The following is a 16,509-nucleotide window of genomic DNA, read 5'->3' as shown; positions in this document are numbered from 1 at the left end:
TTACCTTAATTTCTTTCTCAGTAACCAATCCGTATCTACTTTTTGACCAACCATAAAATGATGTTGGCTAAATTTTTCAAAACCATATCGATTATAAAACGCTTGAGCTTTTGTATTATGCTCCCAAACACCTAACCAAGCCCAAGAAAAACTATTTTTGGTAGCAAGTTCAAGAGCGAATTCAAACAGTTGCTTACCAAACCCAAATCCTTGGTATCTTTGTAGCACATAAAGGCGTTGAATTTCAAAAGCATCCTCTAATTTTCTCTCAGTCTGAGCAATTCCCCAGTTGACTTTGAGAAAACCGGCTATCTCCTCTTCATGCATAATGAAATAGATTTCAGAGTCAGGATTTTCCAACTCAGTTGACAAAACTCTCAGACTATAAGCCTCTTCAAAGTATTCCTGTAACTGCTCTTCCGTATTATCATAAGCAAATGTTTCACGAAAGGTTTGTTTGGCAATTTTAGCCAACACCTCAACATCTGCCATTTCTACTTTTCTAATCATTATTTAAACTGTTCTGAGAAGCGGACATCTCCTTGGTAGAATCCACGGATATCGTTGATTCCATAACGGAGCATAGCTACACGCTCTTGTCCAAGACCAAAGGCAAATCCAGAGTAAACAGTCGCATCGATACCACTCATTTCAAGGACACGTGGGTGAACCATACCGGCACCCATAATTTCGATCCAACCAGTTTTCTTACATACGTTACATCCTTCTCCACCACACTTGAAGCAAGAAACATCCACTTCAACAGATGGCTCTGTGAATGGGAAATAAGATGGACGCAAACGAATTTGACGCTCTTCACCGAACATTTTTTGCACAATCAACTGAAGGGTTCCTTGAAGGTCAGCCATAGAGATGTTCTTTCCAACAACCAAGCCTTCGATTTGGTGGAACTGGTGACTGTGGGTTGCATCGTCCGTATCACGACGGAACACACGCCCTGGTGAGATCATTTTCAAAGGACCTTTAGAGAAATCATGGGCATCCATAGCACGCGCCTGCACTGGAGACGTGTGGGTACGGAGCAAGATTTCTTCAGTGATATAGAAAGTATCCTGCATATCACGAGCTGGGTGGTCTTTTGGAAGGTTCATACGTTCAAAGTTATAGTAATCTTGCTCCACTTCAAAACCATCCACAACTTGGTAACCCATCCCAATGAAAATATCTTCGATTTCTTCACTGGTTTGTGTGAGGACATGACGGTGACCAGTCGCAACAGGACGACCTGGAAGGGTCACATCGATACTCTCACTTGCTAATTGAGCTGCAACTTTCTTTTCTTCCAAAAGCTTAGCTGTTTCTTCAAAGGCAGCTGTCAAGACATCACGAGCTTCATTGACGTGTTTCCCAATAATTGGACGCATCTCAGCAGAAACATCTTTCATCCCTTTGAGGATTTCAGTGAGCGAACCCTTTTTACCAAGGACTGAGACACGCAAATCTTGCATCTCTTTTTCATTTTCAGCAGTAATCTGCTTCAAGCTAGCCAGCGTTTCTTCACGAAGCGCTTTTAATTGTTCTTCAATAGTTGACATAATTCCTCCATCAGTCTCTCGTAGATAAAAAGAAAACCACATGCCAAAAACTCCACTCGGAGCGTTGACACGCGGTACCATCCGTTTTCATCTGACAAGTCAGACCTTCATTTCTAAATCCATGCGCAAGTGAATTCACCCAGCTTTCATATAGAGAGCTTGCAGTCACGGCTCTCCTCCCTGATATACTTCTCTTGAGTTACTAGTCTTGCGGATTCCTATTCAATTACTACTTAGTTTATCAGATTTTTAGTTAAAAAACAAGTTAGATTAGACTAATTTCAGTATAAAACTCGTTCCTTTTTCTGTTGCTCCATTTTCCACAAATCCAAGCGACTTGAAACACCTCCTAGAAGCATGATTGTAGGTGTAGATTTCCTTGACTCTCAATTCTTTCCATCCTTTTACTCGAGCCAATTCAATCAAAGTACTTAGAATCTTTTTTCCAAGTCCTCGATGTTGGTAATCGGAATTCCCAATCACAATGGGGAGATTATCCTGAGATAGTGTAACATCCCCAATTGGAAACCATTCTCCCTTCTCCTTGACTTCAATCCAAAAAAGCTCACCATGCTGATCCAAATAGGAATACATAGCTTCCAAAGTTTCTTGACTATAAGGAAGCTTCACCCCATCTACGAGGTAAACTAAGTCCACATTCTGATACCAAGCAAAAGCTTCATCACAATGATTGACCTTATAATAAGGAACAAGACGCAGTGAATTATCTATTTGTAGGGTCTGTTTCATCTGCTTTCCTTTTCAACAAAAGAGTTGCTGCTTGATTAAAACCATCACACCAGTTATACCATTTTGCTTCATACTCATCTTGAGCTAAGATATGATTTTTTAAATCCAGAACAGAGTAGATTTTTCTTTCTTCGCAGGCTTGCGCATAGAGATGATATAGTTCATCACCACCATCTCTATCCCACTCAGCAGAAATAGTATCCCGACCTGCCAATAAAGCCTGATAAGCCCTGTGATGCCCATCTGTGATCAACAAGTAATCTCCGAACGCAAGAATACTGATTGGAGCAACATTGATTATTTCTGCCGACTGATAAAGTGTCTGGATGCCTGCTAGTTTCTTTTCTGATAAGTATAGTTGAGTCGGATGGAGAGCTTTTATGTTGACTTTCATTTCCTTCTCCTCAAGAGAATTTGATATTCACTTCTGCTTGCCTTTAAATCGCCATTGGAAGCGCAGCTTGTCATAGAAGGGAAATTCGATAAACAAGACTCCCAAGCCCACACAGAGACTGGCAAGAACGTCTGATGGATAATGAACTCCCAGATAGATCCTTGATACCAACACACTGACTAGGTAGAGGCCAAGGACGATTTGTACGATTTTTCTCCAGACTGGATTTTTCATCCGTTGACTGAGAATGACAATCAGAGAGCCGACCATCAAGGTTACAGCCAGAGAATGGCCGCTTGGGAAGGAAAATCCCTTCTCCTCAACCAAGTGTAAAATAGCCGGTCGTGGGCGCTGGTAGACATTTTTAAAGATCACGATTAAAAGACCTACCAAAGCCAGATTTCCTAGCATGAAGAAACTTTCTATCTTCCATCGCTTACGATAAAAGATAAAAGCTGTAATGACAACCCAAGTGATAATCACTGGGATATCAATCAAGCGTGTGATGGCCCTGAAAAGAATAGTCAAGTAATCTGGCAAGTCTCCTCGAACGGCAGTCTGAATCGGTTGGTCAAAACCGACCAGCGCTTCAGGGTAAAATTTGACCATGTAGCCAAGAATAACGAAAAGTAAAAGGGCAAAACTGCCCTTCATTAAAAATGTTTGTTTATCTCTCATAATGTTTTAAGGTTGGTTTCAAGAGAACATACAACAACCAGAATGAAACGGAAAAGATTACACCTTCAATCAAATTAAAAGGCAACACCATAGTCATTAGGTAGTTGGAAAGTCCCAAAATTTTTCCAATATCAAAGTTAGCAAACTTAGCGTACAAAGGAACAGCGTAAACATAGTTGAGAACCAACATAGCCACAGTTAAACCAATAGTCCCAGCTAAAGAGCCTAGTAGGAAACGAAGGGTTGTCCGTTCCTTTTTCCAAATCAAAGCAAATACGATGACAAAAACTCCCAAAGCTACGATATTCATTGGCAAACCAATGTAAGTATTCACTCCCTGGCTGTTAAGAAGCAATTTCAAGAGTGAGCGAAGCAAGAGAACTCCTAGAGCAGCAGGCAAATCCATGACCACCAAGCCCACAAGGACTGGCAAGATACTAAATTCGATCTTGAGGAAGGACGCCGCTGGTAAAAGCGGAAAGTCAAAGTACATCAGCACAAATGAGATGGCTGATAAAATCGCAATGGTCGAAAGTCGACGTGTGTTTGTCATAACAGGTTCCTCCAATTTTCTATAAAATCAGAAGAAGTTAGAAAGGATTCCTCTATCTATTCTCACTTTTTATATCCCAAAAGTTCCCTCTCACTCTATTAAAGAAAACAAAAGCAAGCGGTTACAATCTAGCTATAAATCTATCAGAACAGACAAAGCTATTCTTTCGTCTTCTCCCATCCAGACTATACTGTCGGTTGTGGAATCTCACCACATCAGCTTGCGCTCGCGGACTTATTTGGCTAAGATATTTTAGATTTATCTAGACGTCGCAGTCGAAGATAATACTTAAAGTATATCGAGACAAGACAACGACGAGAAAGCTAAAATAGATAATCAAATTTACCGCCGGTCGGGAATCACACCCTGCCCTGAAGACTCTTTTATCATAACAAAAAACGCTTGCAAGCGCAAGCATTTTGTTCATTTTCATTTTCATTTTTTATTTCAATTTATCTGCTTCATATGTATGAACAAGCTCAAGACCTGCAAAGTTCTGCTGGCGGAGGGCTTCGTAGACAATCATGCAGACGGTATTAGACACATTGAGACTGCGGACATGTTCATCATTCATAGGAATACGGAGAGCTTTCTCAGGATGTTCTCGCATAAAGTCCTCAGGCAAGCCCTTGTCTTCACGTCCAAATAGAAAATAATGGTCTTCATCAGTCGATAAATCCACCTCAGAATAGACTTTTTCCGCGAATTTAGAAATCAGATAGAGTTTGCCCTTCATCTGAGACATGAAATACTCCAAACTCTCGTAAAAATAAATCTCTAGTTTATCCCAATAATCCAATCCAGCTCGCTTCATCTTGCGGTCATCAATAGGAAAGCCCATTGGCTTGATGATGTGGAGGGGAGAATTGGTCGCAGCGCAAGTACGCGCGATATTGCCTGTATTTTGTGGAATTTGTGGTTCAAATAATACAATGTGATTTGTCATGACTTGCTTCCTTTCACCATTGCAAAAAAATAGCCACACTGCCCGGAGTCAAGCTCAGCAAACAGCGTGGTTAAGGCATCGTTAACTTACCTCACAACAGGTTTGAAGTAAATCAGCGAAACTACTTTCTTAGTATAACACTTTCAGAATCATTGTCAATAGAAACGACTTGATTTTTTCAATTTTTTCGAGCTATTTCCAAGAGTTGTAAAATCGTCCCTGATTCTGCAAGATAAGTAGTAAACTAGCTACTAAAAACAAGGCTGCCAAGAGCAAGGTAAGATAATCTCCTTTTTTCAAGGCCTGATAACTATACCAAGTGCGTTTTTTCTCTTTCCCAAAGCGTCGAAGCTCCATAGCGGTCGCGATGGTATCAATGCGTTCTAGCGAGCTAAAAATCAAGGGAGTGATAATGCGCAGATTGCCTTTGATTCGTTGCATGAGAGAAGCTTTCTTAGATAATTCCATCCCACGCGCCTCCTGAGACATCTTGATAGTAAAGAATTCTTCCTGCAAATCTGGAATATAGCGCAAGGTCAGGCTGACAGAATAGGCAATCTTATAGGGCACACCAATTTGATTTAAACTGGAAGCAAACTGACTAGGGTGGGTTGTCATCAAAAAGATAATAGCCAGAGGAATGGTGCAAAGATACTTAATGGCCAGATTTAACAGGTATAGGGTATAGTTTTACCTTATAGCAAATTTCCTACTAAAAACTCTGGTGATTAGCTAGTAGGTGCATTTTTTCTTGAAAAAGGGTATGATAGTTACATCATGAAAAAGTAGGTTTTATTATGAAAATTATCCTTGTCGGAGGGGGAAAAGTTGGTTCTGCCCTCTGTCGCTCCTTGGTTGCAGAAAAGCATGATGTTTTGCTGATTGAGCAAGACGAAGCTGTCCTCAATCATATTGTCAATCGCTTTGATATCATGGGTATCCTTGGTAACGGGGCCGATTTTACCATCCTTGAGCAAGCCAGTGTCCAGGATTGTGATATCTTTATCGCCCTGACTGAGTACGATGAAGTCAACATGATTGCAGCCGTTCTAGCCAAAAAAATGGGAGCTAAAGAGACCATCGTTCGGGTGCGGAACCCTGAATATTCTAACTCTTATTTCAAGGAAAAGAATATTCTCGGTTTTTCTCTTATCGTTAACCCTGAGCTCTTGGCTGCTCGTGCTATCGCGAATATCATTGACTTCCCCAACGCCCTCTCTGTCGAACGTTTCTTTGGTGGACGAGTCAGCTTGATGGAATTCACTGTTAAATCCTCCAGTGGTCTTTGCCAAATGCCCATTTCTGATTTTCGGAAAAAATTTGGCAATGTCATTGTCTGTGCGATAGAGAGGGATCATCAAATTATCATTCCAAGCGGTGACATGACTGTACAGGATAAAGATAGAATCTTTGTCACTGGTAACCGTGTTGATATGATGCTCTTCCATAATTATTTTAAATCTCGTGCCGTGAAGAGCCTTCTCATCGTCGGGGCAGGTAGAATTGCCTATTATCTACTAGGTATCCTCAAAGACAGTCGTATCGATACCAAGGTTATTGAAATCAATCCTGAAATCGCCAGCTTCTTTAGCGAGAAATTCCCAAATCTCTACATCGTTCAAGGAGATGGTACCGCAAAAGATATCCTGCTGGAAGAAAGTGCTCAAAACTATGATGCCGTTGCGACTCTAACAGGGGTCGATGAGGAAAATCTGATTACCTCTATGTTCCTTGACAGGGTAGGTGTACAGAAAAACATCACTAAGGTCAATCGTACCAGTCTCCTCGAGATTATCAATGCGCCTGATTTTTCAAGTATCATCACACCTAAAAGCATCGCTGTAGATACAATCATGCACTTTATTCGTGGTCGTGTCAATGCCCAGTATTCAGACCTTCAAGCCATGCACCATCTAGCCAATGGCCAAATCGAAACCCTGCAATTCCATATCAAGGAAGCTAATAAGATGACTGCCAAACCTCTTTCTCAACTGAAATTGAAAAAAGGTGTTCTTATTGCAGCTATCATTCGAAAGGGCAAGACTATTTTCCCAACTGGGGAGGATATGCTGGAAGTTGGAGACAAGCTCCTAGTAACAACCCTGTTGCCAAACATCACCAAGATTTATGACTTGATTGCGAGGTAAGAAATGAATAAAAGTATGATTCGTTACCTCCTTTCAAAATTACTTTTGATTGAAGCTGTTCTTCTTTTGGTTCCTGTGTCTGTCGCTGTCTATTACCGTGAATCGAGCCAAGTCTTTACGGCCCTCTTTACAACAATTGGGATTCTCGTATTACTAGGAGGTTCAGGAATTTTACAAAAGCCAAAAAATCAACGGATTTATGCTAAGGAGGGAATCTTGATTGTGGCCCTCTGTTGGATCCTTTGGTCCTTCTTTGGTGGTCTCCCCTTTGTCTTTGCTAGACAAATTCCCAGTGTTATCGATGCTTTTTTTGAAATCAGTTCTGGCTTTACAACTACTGGAGCAACTATTCTGAATGACGTTTCGGTTCTCAGCCGTTCCCTCCTCTTTTGGCGAAGTTTTACCCACTTGATTGGAGGAATGGGAGTGCTTGTTTTTGCACTTGCTATTATGGATAATGCCAAGAATAGCCACCTAGAAGTAATGAAGGCTGAGGTTCCTGGTCCTGTTTTCGGTAAGGTTGTATCCAAACTTAAAAACACTGCCCAGATTCTCTATCTCCTTTATCTAGCTCTCTTCTCCCTCTTTGTCATCATCTATTATCTGGCTGGCATGCCCCTATTTGATAGTTTTGTCATTGCTATGGGAACAGCGGGAACTGGGGGCTTTACCGTCTATAACGATGGAATTGCCCACTATGGTAGTTCACTGATTACCTATCTGGTTAGTATCGGAGTTCTGGTTTTTGGGGTAAATTTCAATCTCTACTACTACCTCATGCTCCGTCGCGTCAAAGCCTTCTTTGGTGACGAGGAACTTCGTGCTTACTTGATCATCGTGCTAGTTTCTACAGGCTTGATTAGCCTTAATACCCTCTATCTCTACCCAGGATTTTCCAAGAGCTTTGAAATGGCCTTCTTCCAGGTTTCCAATATCATTACAACTACTGGTTTTGGTTACGGAGATATTACCAACTGGCCCCTCTTCTCCCAGTTTATTCTTCTCTTCCTCATGGGAATCGGTGGTTCTGCTGGTTCAACCGCAGGTGGACTCAAGGTTATTCGAGGCCTCATCCTTTCAAAAATTGCCAAAAACCAAATTTTGTCAATCCTATCGCCCCACCGTGTTTTGACCCTCCATGTTAATAAAACGGTGATTGACAAGGATACCCAGCATAAGATTCTCAAGTACTTTGTCATCTATGCTATGATTTTGCTATCCCTTATCTTTATTGTCAGCCTAGATAGCAATGATTTTCTGGTTGTGACCAGCGCTGTCTTTAGCTGTTTCAATAATATCGGGCCTATTCTAGGAACCACTTCTAGTTTCTCAATCTTTAGTCCTATCTCAAAAATTCTCCTCTCCTTTGCAATGATTGCAGGGCGCTTGGAGATATACCCAATCCTACTTCTCTTCATGAAGAGAACTTGGTCTAAGAGATAAAATACAACCACACCTTGTACCTAACAAAGTGTGGTGTTTTTCTTTATCCCAAAACTAATTCATCACTGACTAGACTTTGACCACTATTTTTCTGGAAGAGATGCATGAGATCTTCAACTGTCAGATGCTTTTTCTCCTCTCCCTTGACATCCACCACTATCTTGCCTTGATAGAGCATAATGAGACGATTACCATACTCAATCGCATGGTTCATATCGTGGGTAATCATCAAAGTCGTCAACTGATGGTGTTCCACAATCTTTTGCGTCAAATCCATCACCATTTGACTAGTTTTCGGGTCAAGGGCCGCAGTATGTTCATCCAAAAGCAAAAGTTTGGGTTTCACCAGAGCTGCCATGACTAGGGTCAAGGCCTGTCTTTGTCCTCCTGAGAGATATTGAGTATCTACTTTCAAGCGGTTTTCAAGGCCAATATTCAGCTCTTTCAAGGCTTCTTGGAACTGGATTCTATCCTTCTCCTTCACTCCCCAACCAAGCCCTCTCTTCTGCCCGCGTCTCAAGGCAATAGCCATATTCTCCTCAATCGTCAAACGAGAAGCTGTTCCCATCTTAGGATCTTGAAAAACACGGGCGATATCCTTGGCTCTCTTTCTTACACTCAGATTTTTAATGGATTTACCTGCCAATAAAAGGTCCCCTTCATCCACCAATAGATTGCCAGCCAAGATATTCATCAAAGTGGATTTCCCTGCTCCATTTCCACCAATCACAGAGATAAAATCTCCCTCTTCAACCTCTAAATCTAATCCTTTGAGGACATGGTTCTCATTGACCGTCCCTGCTTCAAATGTTTTGTGAATATTTTCAAGTGTTAACAAACTTGCCATAACTTTATCCTCCTATTCATTTCTCAATTTTAGACCACGAATCTTTAATCTCTTTTGCAATTCTGGCGCAAATAAAACTAAGGCTAACAAGATTGCATTAAAGAGACGAACCAGGTTTTGATCTAGATTTGGAATTTCATAGATATTTAAAATAATCAAACGGTATACAATAGCACCAATTCCGATGGATAACAAGCGGCCTCCAATGGTCAAGTCGTGTATCAAGACTTCCGCAATAATCACTGCACTCAAACCAACAACGATAGTTCCTGTCCCAGAAGTCACATCTGAAAATCCATCATTTTGGGCAAACAAGGAACCACATAGGGCAATCAAGCCGTTTGAAATCATGTAACCAACAATCTTCATGGTGTCTACATTGACCCCATTTGCCTCACTCATCGGAATATTGTCCCCAGTCGAACGCAAGACCAAGCCAATCTCTGTTTTCATCAAAAGAGTCAAGACCAAACAAACAAGTAAGAGGCAGGCCAAACTAAGTGAGAAAACAGCTTCTTCATTTGACAGCCCTAAGATTGCCAATTGTTTAAAGACAGTTGAAGAATCTCCCAAGGAAAGATTGGGCACGCTACCCATGATTTTAATATTGATTGAATAAAGCCCTGTCAAGGTCACAATCCCTGTCAAGAGAGCAGGAATTTTCATCTTGGTGTGGAGCATTCCTGATACAAGACCTGCTACCATACCTGCCAGCAAAGCCAGTAAGGTCGCAATCCAAGGATTTATACCTGCCTGTATCTGTGATATAACGACAGCTGCCCCCAGTGGAAAGGCACCTTCAGCAGTCATATCCGCAATATCCAAAATACGGAAAGTCAAGTAGACCCCAATCGCCATAATCGACCACAACAAACCTTCTGATAAACTAGATAACACAAAATTCATCTTAAACCTCCTTATTCCTTGCCTTCTAACTTACTAATATCAATTCCTAGTGCATCTGCCATTTCTTGATTGGTATGCAATTCCAGTTTTTCAGGCAACTCAACTGCTATATTTTCTGGCTTCTCACCTTTTAAAACACGAATCAACATGCGAGCTGTCTGTCTTCCTAATTCTTCATAATTGGTTCCGTAGTTATACAAGCCACCCACAGCAATCATTTCTGTTGAACCACCGAATACTGGAACCTTGTGTTTAATAGAAACCTGCTTGACTGTTTCCATGGTTGATGAAATGATATTATCCGTTGGTACAAAAACCATATCCACCTCTGCCATCAAGCTTTCTGCTGCAGCCTTGACGTTGTTACTATCCAAGATTGTTTTTTCAACAACGGTAAAGCCTTTTTCTTCCAGAAGGCGCTTAGCTTCATCCTTTTGGACAACCGAATTGGGCTCACTCTGAGTATAAAGAATTCCAATTGTTTTAGCTTTTGGCAACACTTTCTTTATCAAATTGATTTGGGTTGAAATGGCATCTGATGACTGATCGCTTGTCCCAGTTACATTGCCCCCAGGATGCTCTCTTGACTCAACCAACTTGGCACTGACAGGATCTGTTACCGCTGAAAAGATAACAGGCGTCGTTTGTGTTGTATTGGCCAAACTCTGAGCAGAAGGCGTTGCGATAGCTAGAACGACATCACTAGATTCTGCTAGTTGCTGAGAAATGGTTTTTAGATTTCTTTGTTCTCCCTGTGCATTTTGCAAATCAATCTCGATATTTTTCCCTTCAACATAGCCTTGCTTGGCCAGCTCATCCACAAACCCTTCTCTAGTAGCGTCTAAGGACTGGTGGGTAATAAATTGTGAAATACCGATACGAAATACATCTTTTTTCTTATCTGCCTTCAACTGATGCAAACTAACCAGAGAGGTCAAGAGGATCCCCACTACCAAGAGGGGTGCTAGTAATTTTCGAACAACTTTCATAATGAAACTCCTTCTCAGAAAAGATAAAACAAAAAACCGCCTAGATACTATCTAAACGGATGCTTGAAATAATCTAACAAGTTATAACTTTGCTAGTCCATTTAGATATTCATCTATATGGACCACAATCAAAAATCTTAGCCACATAGATACAAACAAATTGCTTGAACTGTTTGCATCCATGGTGACATGTCTACAAACACTATCTAAAGTAGCTAAAGTAAAAGTTTTGATTCATCGTTACAGCTTGTTTCTTATTCATTTCTTTTTCTGCTTTCTTTTTTGATGTTTCCTATCTTACCACCTTTTTCATTAGCTGTCAAGAATATTTCAGAATTTTTTAAAATTTTTTGAAAATTCTTTCATAATTCTTTTAGGATAATTTCAAAGATTTGCCCATTAGACAAAATAGAACGATTTGAAGACTTTTATGGTATTTAGTTGTACTAGAGTCTTTTAAAAGTGTTTTGATAACTTGTATTTCTTCTTTGGTTGATTTCATATCACTATTATATAATGCATTTTGATTGTAGTGTAGTATTAAACTGACTCTTGGCAGTCGGACAAAAAATCGACAGTTATTTTATATTGTTTAAAACCAATAGTCAATACGACAATCTCTTTACTTTTCGGTTATCAACTCTGTAGATTGCTAACATATCCAAAATAAGCCAAGTATCCCGAGGATAGGCAGCAGAAATGAATTATTTATACTCTGGATACCACTTCAAATCACGAACTGCTTTGACCATATCTGTTTCCTTAGCGCGTGCAAGACCTTGCTCTTGTGCTTTTTTAGCGACTGCTTCTGCTACTTTAATAGAAACATCTGCTACATACTTGAATGGTGGCAAGACAGGAGCTCCTGGTTGGCCTGGATTGACAATACCACTCAATGAATGCGCCGCTGCTCCAATCATTTCATCAGTCAAAAGACTTGCTTCAGAAGCCAGCATACCTAGACCAAGACCTGGGTAAATCAGGGCATTATTTGCTTGACCAATCACATAGTCTACACCTTTATAAGAAACCGTATCAGCAGGAATTCCTGTTGCGACAAAAGCTTTGCCATCTGACCATTCAATCAAATCTTTGGCACTAGCTTCTGCCAATTTAGTTGGGTTTGACAAAGGGAAGATCATTGGATGTTCTGTGTTTTCACACATAGCTTCTACTATTTCTTTAGTGAAGGTATTAGGCTGAGTTGAAGTTCCTACAAGAATGGTTGGCTTCACAGTCTTCACTACTTCAAGCAGGTCAGTCAACTTATCTGCGTTACTAAAGTCAGCACGTTTCTTAGCAAATGGTTTTTGCTCTGGTGTCAAGTCATCCATGTCATCAAAGAGAAGACCTTGTTTATCAACCATAAAGAAACGTTTATAAGCTTCTTCTTCAGAAAGACCTTCACTTACCATTTCACGAAGAACACGAGAGGCAATTCCTGCACCCGCAGTACCACCACCATAGCAGAGATAAACTTGATCTGTTAATTTTTCACCACTAATATCCAGCGAACCAAAGATACCACCCAAGGTAACGATTCCTGTACCTTGAATATCATCATTAAAGGTTGGAATTTGTTTCCGGTATTTTTCAAGAATATTGGCAGCATTCGAGCGGCCGAAGTCTTCCCAGTGAAGGTAGAGTTTAGGAAAGAGACGTTCTGCTGTTTGAACAAATTGGTCAATAAAGTCGTAGTAACGATCTCCGCGAACCCGTTCGTGACGATTTCCTAAGTAATTAGGATTGTTACGAAGTTCTTCACGGTTAGTCCCTGCATCAATGACTAAAGGAAGGACCATCGAAGGATCGATCCCAGCAGCACCCGTATAGACCATCAATTTCCCAACAGAAATATCGACACCATTTGTTCCCCAGTCGCCAATTCCAAGGATTCCTTCTGCATCTGTTACAACAATGAGACGAATCTCGCGACCCCCGGCAGCGTTTTTCAAAGTAGCTTCAATATTTTCAGGATGATTGATATCAAGATATCCCGCATATTGGGGATCTACAAAGAGGTCACTATAGCCTTCAATCGTATCTGCAATGGTTGGATCGTATACAATTGGATTGAATTCTTCCAAATGTTGAGAAAAGAGGTAATAGAAAAGAGTCCGGTTGGTATTAAAAATTTCCATTAGGAAAAGACGTTTTTCCAAATCATTGGCTTTTGTTTGCATTTGTGCATAAGTTTGCGCCGCTTGTTCTTCAATCGTTTGAACATACGGTGGCAGTAAACCAATAAGGCCTAGTTCCTTTCGCTCCTCTAAGGTAAAAGCAGTACCTTTATTGAGGAAAGGATTGTTTAAAATATCATGTGCAGTCATAGTGCAACCTCCTTTTTACTTATATTATACCACATGAGACGAATTGTTCGTAAAACGTTGTTGTTTAAATAATACAACTGTATACGCATATGTTATAAATTTCTGAACTCATCAAACTCTAGATGATCTCTCTTTACTAAAAGTTTCGAGTAAAATAAACCAATCATACAAATTGACAATCCTAATTAAAATAAATATCATATAGGTATGTTATGTAATACTTTGTATTTTTCAAGGTGTTTTTTGTCATATAAAACTTGTATTCTATTTATATGACAACTAAAAACTATTTACAACAATATATTTCCCAAAAAGTGAAATATTTTCGAACACAGAATAAAATGAGCCAGGAAGAACTTTCGGAACAAGCAGGACTCGGGCTTAAGTATATCAATCAACTTGAAAACCAAAATGTGAATCTGACCATTCACAGTCTTGAAAAAGTGATTGACGCCCTAGAAATGACCCCAGAGGAATTTTTCAATTTTGATAGCCTTGAATCAACCTCTGATAAGAGTGACAATCTTTCACTCAGAAGAATCAACATGAAGATTAAACAGCTCCCTATTGATAAACGAGAAAAAATGTTGGTCATTTTTGAGAGTATCTTAGATAATCTTTGAGCTCCCTGACTCACTTACATTTTAACTGGTGAATACTCGTATAGTCAAATTGTAGGATACGGATAAAAATTATTTATCTGCTGTTTTCCACTTATTTTCCTTCTCCAACTAATGAAAGTGAACCCATATGAATTTAAAAGATCTACAATATTTTTATGACCTCTGCCAGCTTCAATCCTATACGGAAGTAGCAAAACAACATAAAGTCAGCCAACCATCTATTTCTTATGCTATCAAGCGCTTAGAGGAATACTTTAACTGCAAATTGATTCACCATGACCCCTCGCATCGTTCCTTCAAGCTAACTCCTCAAGGACAAATCCTTCTAAAGCATACAGAACTGATTTTACCTGAGGTCATTTCTACTCGCAAAGAAATTAATCGCTCCTTGGCACAATACTCTACTGTAGGATTCCCTCCTATTATCATTCAGTATCTCTTTGTTGCCTTAAACGAAAAAGATAAATTCGATTTTTTAAAAAAGATACGTCCTATCCGCGGTGGCTCCGTAGAGTTATTAAACCTTCTCCTTAAGGGAGACCTTAATGCAAGCCTACTCGGTTTGATTGAACCTCTCAATTATCCTTCAATAGAGACACACGAGCTATTTCATAAAGAACTGTATGTCGTTTTATCTAAGAACCATCCTTTTGCCACTGTTCCTTCCCTCGCTTTTGAAGAATTAGTAGATCAATCCTTTATACTCTTAGACGAACACTTTGTTCACCTGAAAGCTTTTGAAATGCTTAATCAAAAGCATCAAAACAAGGCAGAAATATTCTTTAAGACGGATGATATTGTCATTCTTAAAGAACTTTTAAAGAAAGGGATTGGCCTTAGTTTACTGGCTGATATCGCACTTTCTGATGAAGATGATGATTTAATAAAAATTCCTCTTATACCGAAGGATAAGATAACTTTTACAGTTTATTACGCTTACCTTAAATCAGCTACACCGTCATCAGAAGTAGAAGCCTTATTTAATCTCCTTAAATCATATGAATAGAAAAAACTCTAACTATCAATGAACTGATAGCTAGAGTTTTTTACATTGTAGATATTAGACTCAATGAAAATCAAAAAGCAAACTAGGAAGCTAGCCTCAGGTTGCTCAAAACACTGTTTTGAGGTGGCAGATAGAGCTGACATGGTTTGAAGAGATTTTCGAAGAGTATTAGAATATAGTAGATTGAAGCTAGAGTAATACGCCGCGACTTCTAAACCTTTTCTAGAAATTAATTTGACTTTCCGAATCGAGTTGTTCAGATTTTATTTCATATCACTATAATTCAATGATTTTCTAAGAATTCTATTTCTTTCAAAAATTCTTTCAGAACGCTTTCAAAGCTTTTCAAATCAGTCCAACAAAAAAGGTTTATAATTTCCATAAAAGTTGACATGGAAATTATAAAACCATTATTAGTTTAATCCTTTTTGGTAACGTGCCAATTCTGCTTGGTTCGCCCAAACATAGTGACCTGGACGGATTTCTACCATAGATGGCTTATCAGTCTCATAATCATGTTGATCTGGATCATATACTTTCAATACCTTCTTGCGTTCCAAGATTGGATCTGGGATAGGTACCGCTGAAAGCAAGGCTTGAGTATATGGATGAATTGGATTGTTAAACAATTCTTCTGTTTCAGCAACCTCTACAATAACACCCTTGTAAATAACTGCGATACGATCTGAAATAAAGCGAACAACCGACAAGTCATGGGCGATGAAGAGATAGGTCAAACCAAGTTCTTTTTGGAATTTTTTGAGCAAGTTCAAGACTTGAGCACGCACAGAAACGTCCAAGGCTGAAATGGGCTCATCCGCAATAACAAAGTCTGGTTGCATGACCAAGGCACGGGCAATACCGATACGTTGACGTTGACCACCTGAGAATTCATGAGGGTAACGAGTCAAGTGCTCAGCAAGAAGACCTACTTCACGGATAATATTTTGAACTTTCTCTTTACGTTCTTCTTCATCCTTGAACAAATGATGATTGTAAAGACCTTCAGAAATAATATAATCAACAGTGGCACGTTCATTCAAACTTGCCGCAGGGTCTTGGAAAATCATCTGGATACGACGAATCAATTCCGCAGCTTGTTCACGGGATTTCTTACCATTAATCTTTTGACCATCAAAAATGATATCCCCATTACTTGTATCATTAAGACCGATGATGGCACGACCAATAGTTGTTTTCCCACTTCCTGACTCACCTACAAGCGAAAAAGTTTCTCCCTTGTTGATAAAGAAGTTAGCATTTTTAACCGCGACAAACTTCTTACTTCCTTCACCGAAGGAAATTTCTAAATCTTTGATTTCTACTAATTTTTCAGACATT

16 protein-coding genes, 2 pseudogenes and 1 riboswitch are annotated in these 16,509 nt (G+C 39.7%); of the genes and pseudogenes, 4 read left to right on the top strand and 14 right to left on the bottom strand.

Features of this window, described 5'->3' with window-relative positions; all coding sequences use genetic code 11:
- The 8 genes and pseudogenes from JJN14_RS01450 to JJN14_RS01415 form a co-directional block, all read right to left on the bottom strand.
- Complete coding sequence (locus JJN14_RS01450; RefSeq protein ID WP_201058714.1) at nt 1–510, bottom strand: GNAT family N-acetyltransferase; 510 nt, start codon at nt 508–510, stop codon at nt 1–3.
- Complete coding sequence (pheS, locus tag JJN14_RS01445) at nt 510–1,556, bottom strand: phenylalanine--tRNA ligase subunit alpha (protein ID WP_000103743.1); 1,047 nt, start codon at nt 1,554–1,556, stop codon at nt 510–512. The genes JJN14_RS01450 and pheS overlap by 1 nt, the downstream gene beginning before the upstream one ends.
- Nucleotides 1,557–1,826: 270 nt before the next feature.
- Complete coding sequence (locus JJN14_RS01440; protein WP_162489253.1) at nt 1,827–2,276, bottom strand: GNAT family N-acetyltransferase; 450 nt, start codon at nt 2,274–2,276, stop codon at nt 1,827–1,829.
- A gap of 4 nt (nt 2,277–2,280) precedes the next feature.
- Entirely contained in the window at nt 2,281–2,700 is a 420-nt protein-coding gene (locus tag JJN14_RS01435; RefSeq protein ID WP_049486653.1) for a chromosome partitioning protein ParB, read from the bottom strand.
- A gap of 27 nt (nt 2,701–2,727) precedes the next feature.
- A complete protein-coding gene (locus JJN14_RS01430) occupies nt 2,728–3,378 on the bottom strand; it encodes a phosphatase PAP2 family protein (RefSeq protein WP_049486654.1) in 651 nt (216 codons plus the stop codon).
- Nucleotides 3,368–3,931, bottom strand: a complete 564-nt coding sequence (locus JJN14_RS01425) for an ECF transporter S component (RefSeq protein ID WP_000185834.1) — start codon at nt 3,929–3,931, stop codon at nt 3,368–3,370. Before JJN14_RS01425 ends, JJN14_RS01430 begins: the two co-directional genes overlap by 11 nt.
- Before the next feature lie 164 nt (nt 3,932–4,095).
- A riboswitch (FMN riboswitch) is annotated at nt 4,096–4,314 on the bottom strand.
- 59 nt (nt 4,315–4,373) lie between these two features.
- The gene (locus JJN14_RS01420; protein ID WP_061590052.1) at nt 4,374–4,877 is read right to left on the bottom strand and encodes a tRNA (cytidine(34)-2'-O)-methyltransferase; all 504 of its coding nucleotides are present in this window, start codon (nt 4,875–4,877) and stop codon (nt 4,374–4,376) included.
- Nucleotides 4,878–5,069: 192 nt separating this feature from the next.
- Nucleotides 5,070–5,555 (bottom strand): annotated as a pseudogene (locus JJN14_RS01415) (energy-coupling factor transporter transmembrane component T family protein); the annotation flags it as partial.
- Nucleotides 5,556–5,674: 119 nt separating this feature from the next.
- Here JJN14_RS01415 and trkA point away from each other — a divergent pair.
- The gene (trkA, locus tag JJN14_RS01410; RefSeq protein WP_042750050.1) at nt 5,675–7,024 is read left to right on the top strand and encodes a Trk system potassium transporter TrkA; all 1,350 of its coding nucleotides are present in this window, start codon (nt 5,675–5,677) and stop codon (nt 7,022–7,024) included.
- A gap of 3 nt (nt 7,025–7,027) precedes the next feature.
- Nucleotides 7,028–8,467, top strand: coding sequence for a TrkH family potassium uptake protein (locus tag JJN14_RS01405; RefSeq protein WP_201058713.1), 1,440 nt, complete (start codon nt 7,028–7,030; stop codon nt 8,465–8,467).
- A 43-nt stretch (nt 8,468–8,510) separates the two neighbouring features.
- Here the strand turns inward: JJN14_RS01405 and JJN14_RS01400 are convergent, their stop codons facing one another.
- The 5 genes and pseudogenes from JJN14_RS01400 to JJN14_RS01380 form a co-directional block, all read right to left on the bottom strand.
- On the bottom strand, nt 8,511–9,314 hold the full coding sequence (locus JJN14_RS01400) for an ABC transporter ATP-binding protein (protein WP_201058712.1): 804 nt from the start codon (nt 9,312–9,314) through the stop codon (nt 8,511–8,513).
- A gap of 12 nt (nt 9,315–9,326) precedes the next feature.
- Nucleotides 9,327–10,220 (bottom strand): ABC transporter permease, encoded by an 894-nt coding sequence (locus tag JJN14_RS01395; protein ID WP_201058711.1) that lies wholly within the window; start codon nt 10,218–10,220, stop codon nt 9,327–9,329.
- An 11-nt stretch (nt 10,221–10,231) separates the two neighbouring features.
- Nucleotides 10,232–11,209 carry an ABC transporter substrate-binding protein gene (locus JJN14_RS01390; protein ID WP_033681264.1) on the bottom strand — a complete coding sequence of 326 codons (978 nt, stop codon included), beginning with the start codon at nt 11,207–11,209 and terminating at the stop codon, nt 10,232–10,234.
- Nucleotides 11,210–11,591: 382 nt separating this feature from the next.
- Nucleotides 11,592–11,711: pseudogene (locus JJN14_RS01385) on the bottom strand (IS630 family transposase); the annotation flags it as partial.
- Nucleotides 11,712–11,913: 202 nt separating this feature from the next.
- A complete protein-coding gene (locus JJN14_RS01380) occupies nt 11,914–13,539 on the bottom strand; it encodes a malolactic enzyme (protein WP_061590049.1) in 1,626 nt (541 codons plus the stop codon).
- Nucleotides 13,540–13,811: 272 nt separating this feature from the next.
- Between JJN14_RS01380 and JJN14_RS01375 the strand changes: the two genes are divergently transcribed.
- Nucleotides 13,812–14,162, top strand: coding sequence for a helix-turn-helix domain-containing protein (locus JJN14_RS01375; protein WP_049492830.1), 351 nt, complete (start codon nt 13,812–13,814; stop codon nt 14,160–14,162).
- A gap of 127 nt (nt 14,163–14,289) precedes the next feature.
- Nucleotides 14,290–15,168 (top strand): LysR family transcriptional regulator, encoded by an 879-nt coding sequence (locus tag JJN14_RS01370; RefSeq protein WP_049510798.1) that lies wholly within the window; start codon nt 14,290–14,292, stop codon nt 15,166–15,168.
- Nucleotides 15,169–15,581: 413 nt separating this feature from the next.
- On the opposite strand, the gene JJN14_RS01365 is transcribed toward JJN14_RS01370, so the two are convergent.
- On the bottom strand, nt 15,582–16,508 hold the full coding sequence (locus JJN14_RS01365) for an ATP-binding cassette domain-containing protein (RefSeq protein WP_042750043.1): 927 nt from the start codon (nt 16,506–16,508) through the stop codon (nt 15,582–15,584).
- Nucleotide 16,509 lies beyond the last annotated feature (1 nt).

This window comes from Streptococcus mitis (assembly GCF_016658865.1).
Classification (GTDB): Bacteria; Bacillota; Bacilli; order Lactobacillales; family Streptococcaceae; genus Streptococcus; species Streptococcus mitis_BT.
This window is presented reverse-complemented; position numbering and strand designations above follow the sequence as displayed.

Coding starts and splice junctions, on each gene's coding strand:
- JJN14_RS01450 (WP_201058714.1), bottom strand. CDS start 510: ATGATTAGAAAAGTAGAAATGGCAGATGTTGAGGTGTTGGCTAAAATT.
- pheS (WP_000103743.1), bottom strand. CDS start 1,556: ATGTCAACTATTGAAGAACAATTAAAAGCGCTTCGTGAAGAAACGCTG.
- JJN14_RS01435 (WP_049486653.1), bottom strand. CDS start 2,700: ATGAAAGTCAACATAAAAGCTCTCCATCCGACTCAACTATACTTATCA.
- JJN14_RS01430 (WP_049486654.1), bottom strand. CDS start 3,378: ATGAGAGATAAACAAACATTTTTAATGAAGGGCAGTTTTGCCCTTTTA.
- JJN14_RS01425 (WP_000185834.1), bottom strand. CDS start 3,931: ATGACAAACACACGTCGACTTTCGACCATTGCGATTTTATCAGCCATC.
- JJN14_RS01420 (WP_061590052.1), bottom strand. CDS start 4,877: ATGACAAATCACATTGTATTATTTGAACCACAAATTCCACAAAATACA.
- trkA (WP_042750050.1), top strand. CDS start 5,675: ATGAAAATTATCCTTGTCGGAGGGGGAAAAGTTGGTTCTGCCCTCTGT.
- JJN14_RS01405 (WP_201058713.1), top strand. CDS start 7,028: ATGAATAAAAGTATGATTCGTTACCTCCTTTCAAAATTACTTTTGATT.
- JJN14_RS01400 (WP_201058712.1), bottom strand. CDS start 9,314: ATGGCAAGTTTGTTAACACTTGAAAATATTCACAAAACATTTGAAGCA.
- JJN14_RS01395 (WP_201058711.1), bottom strand. CDS start 10,220: ATGAATTTTGTGTTATCTAGTTTATCAGAAGGTTTGTTGTGGTCGATT.
- JJN14_RS01390 (WP_033681264.1), bottom strand. CDS start 11,209: ATGAAAGTTGTTCGAAAATTACTAGCACCCCTCTTGGTAGTGGGGATC.
- JJN14_RS01380 (WP_061590049.1), bottom strand. CDS start 13,539: ATGACTGCACATGATATTTTAAACAATCCTTTCCTCAATAAAGGTACT.
- JJN14_RS01375 (WP_049492830.1), top strand. CDS start 13,812: ATGACAACTAAAAACTATTTACAACAATATATTTCCCAAAAAGTGAAA.
- JJN14_RS01370 (WP_049510798.1), top strand. CDS start 14,290: ATGAATTTAAAAGATCTACAATATTTTTATGACCTCTGCCAGCTTCAA.
- JJN14_RS01365 (WP_042750043.1), bottom strand. CDS start 16,508: ATGTCTGAAAAATTAGTAGAAATCAAAGATTTAGAAATTTCCTTCGGT.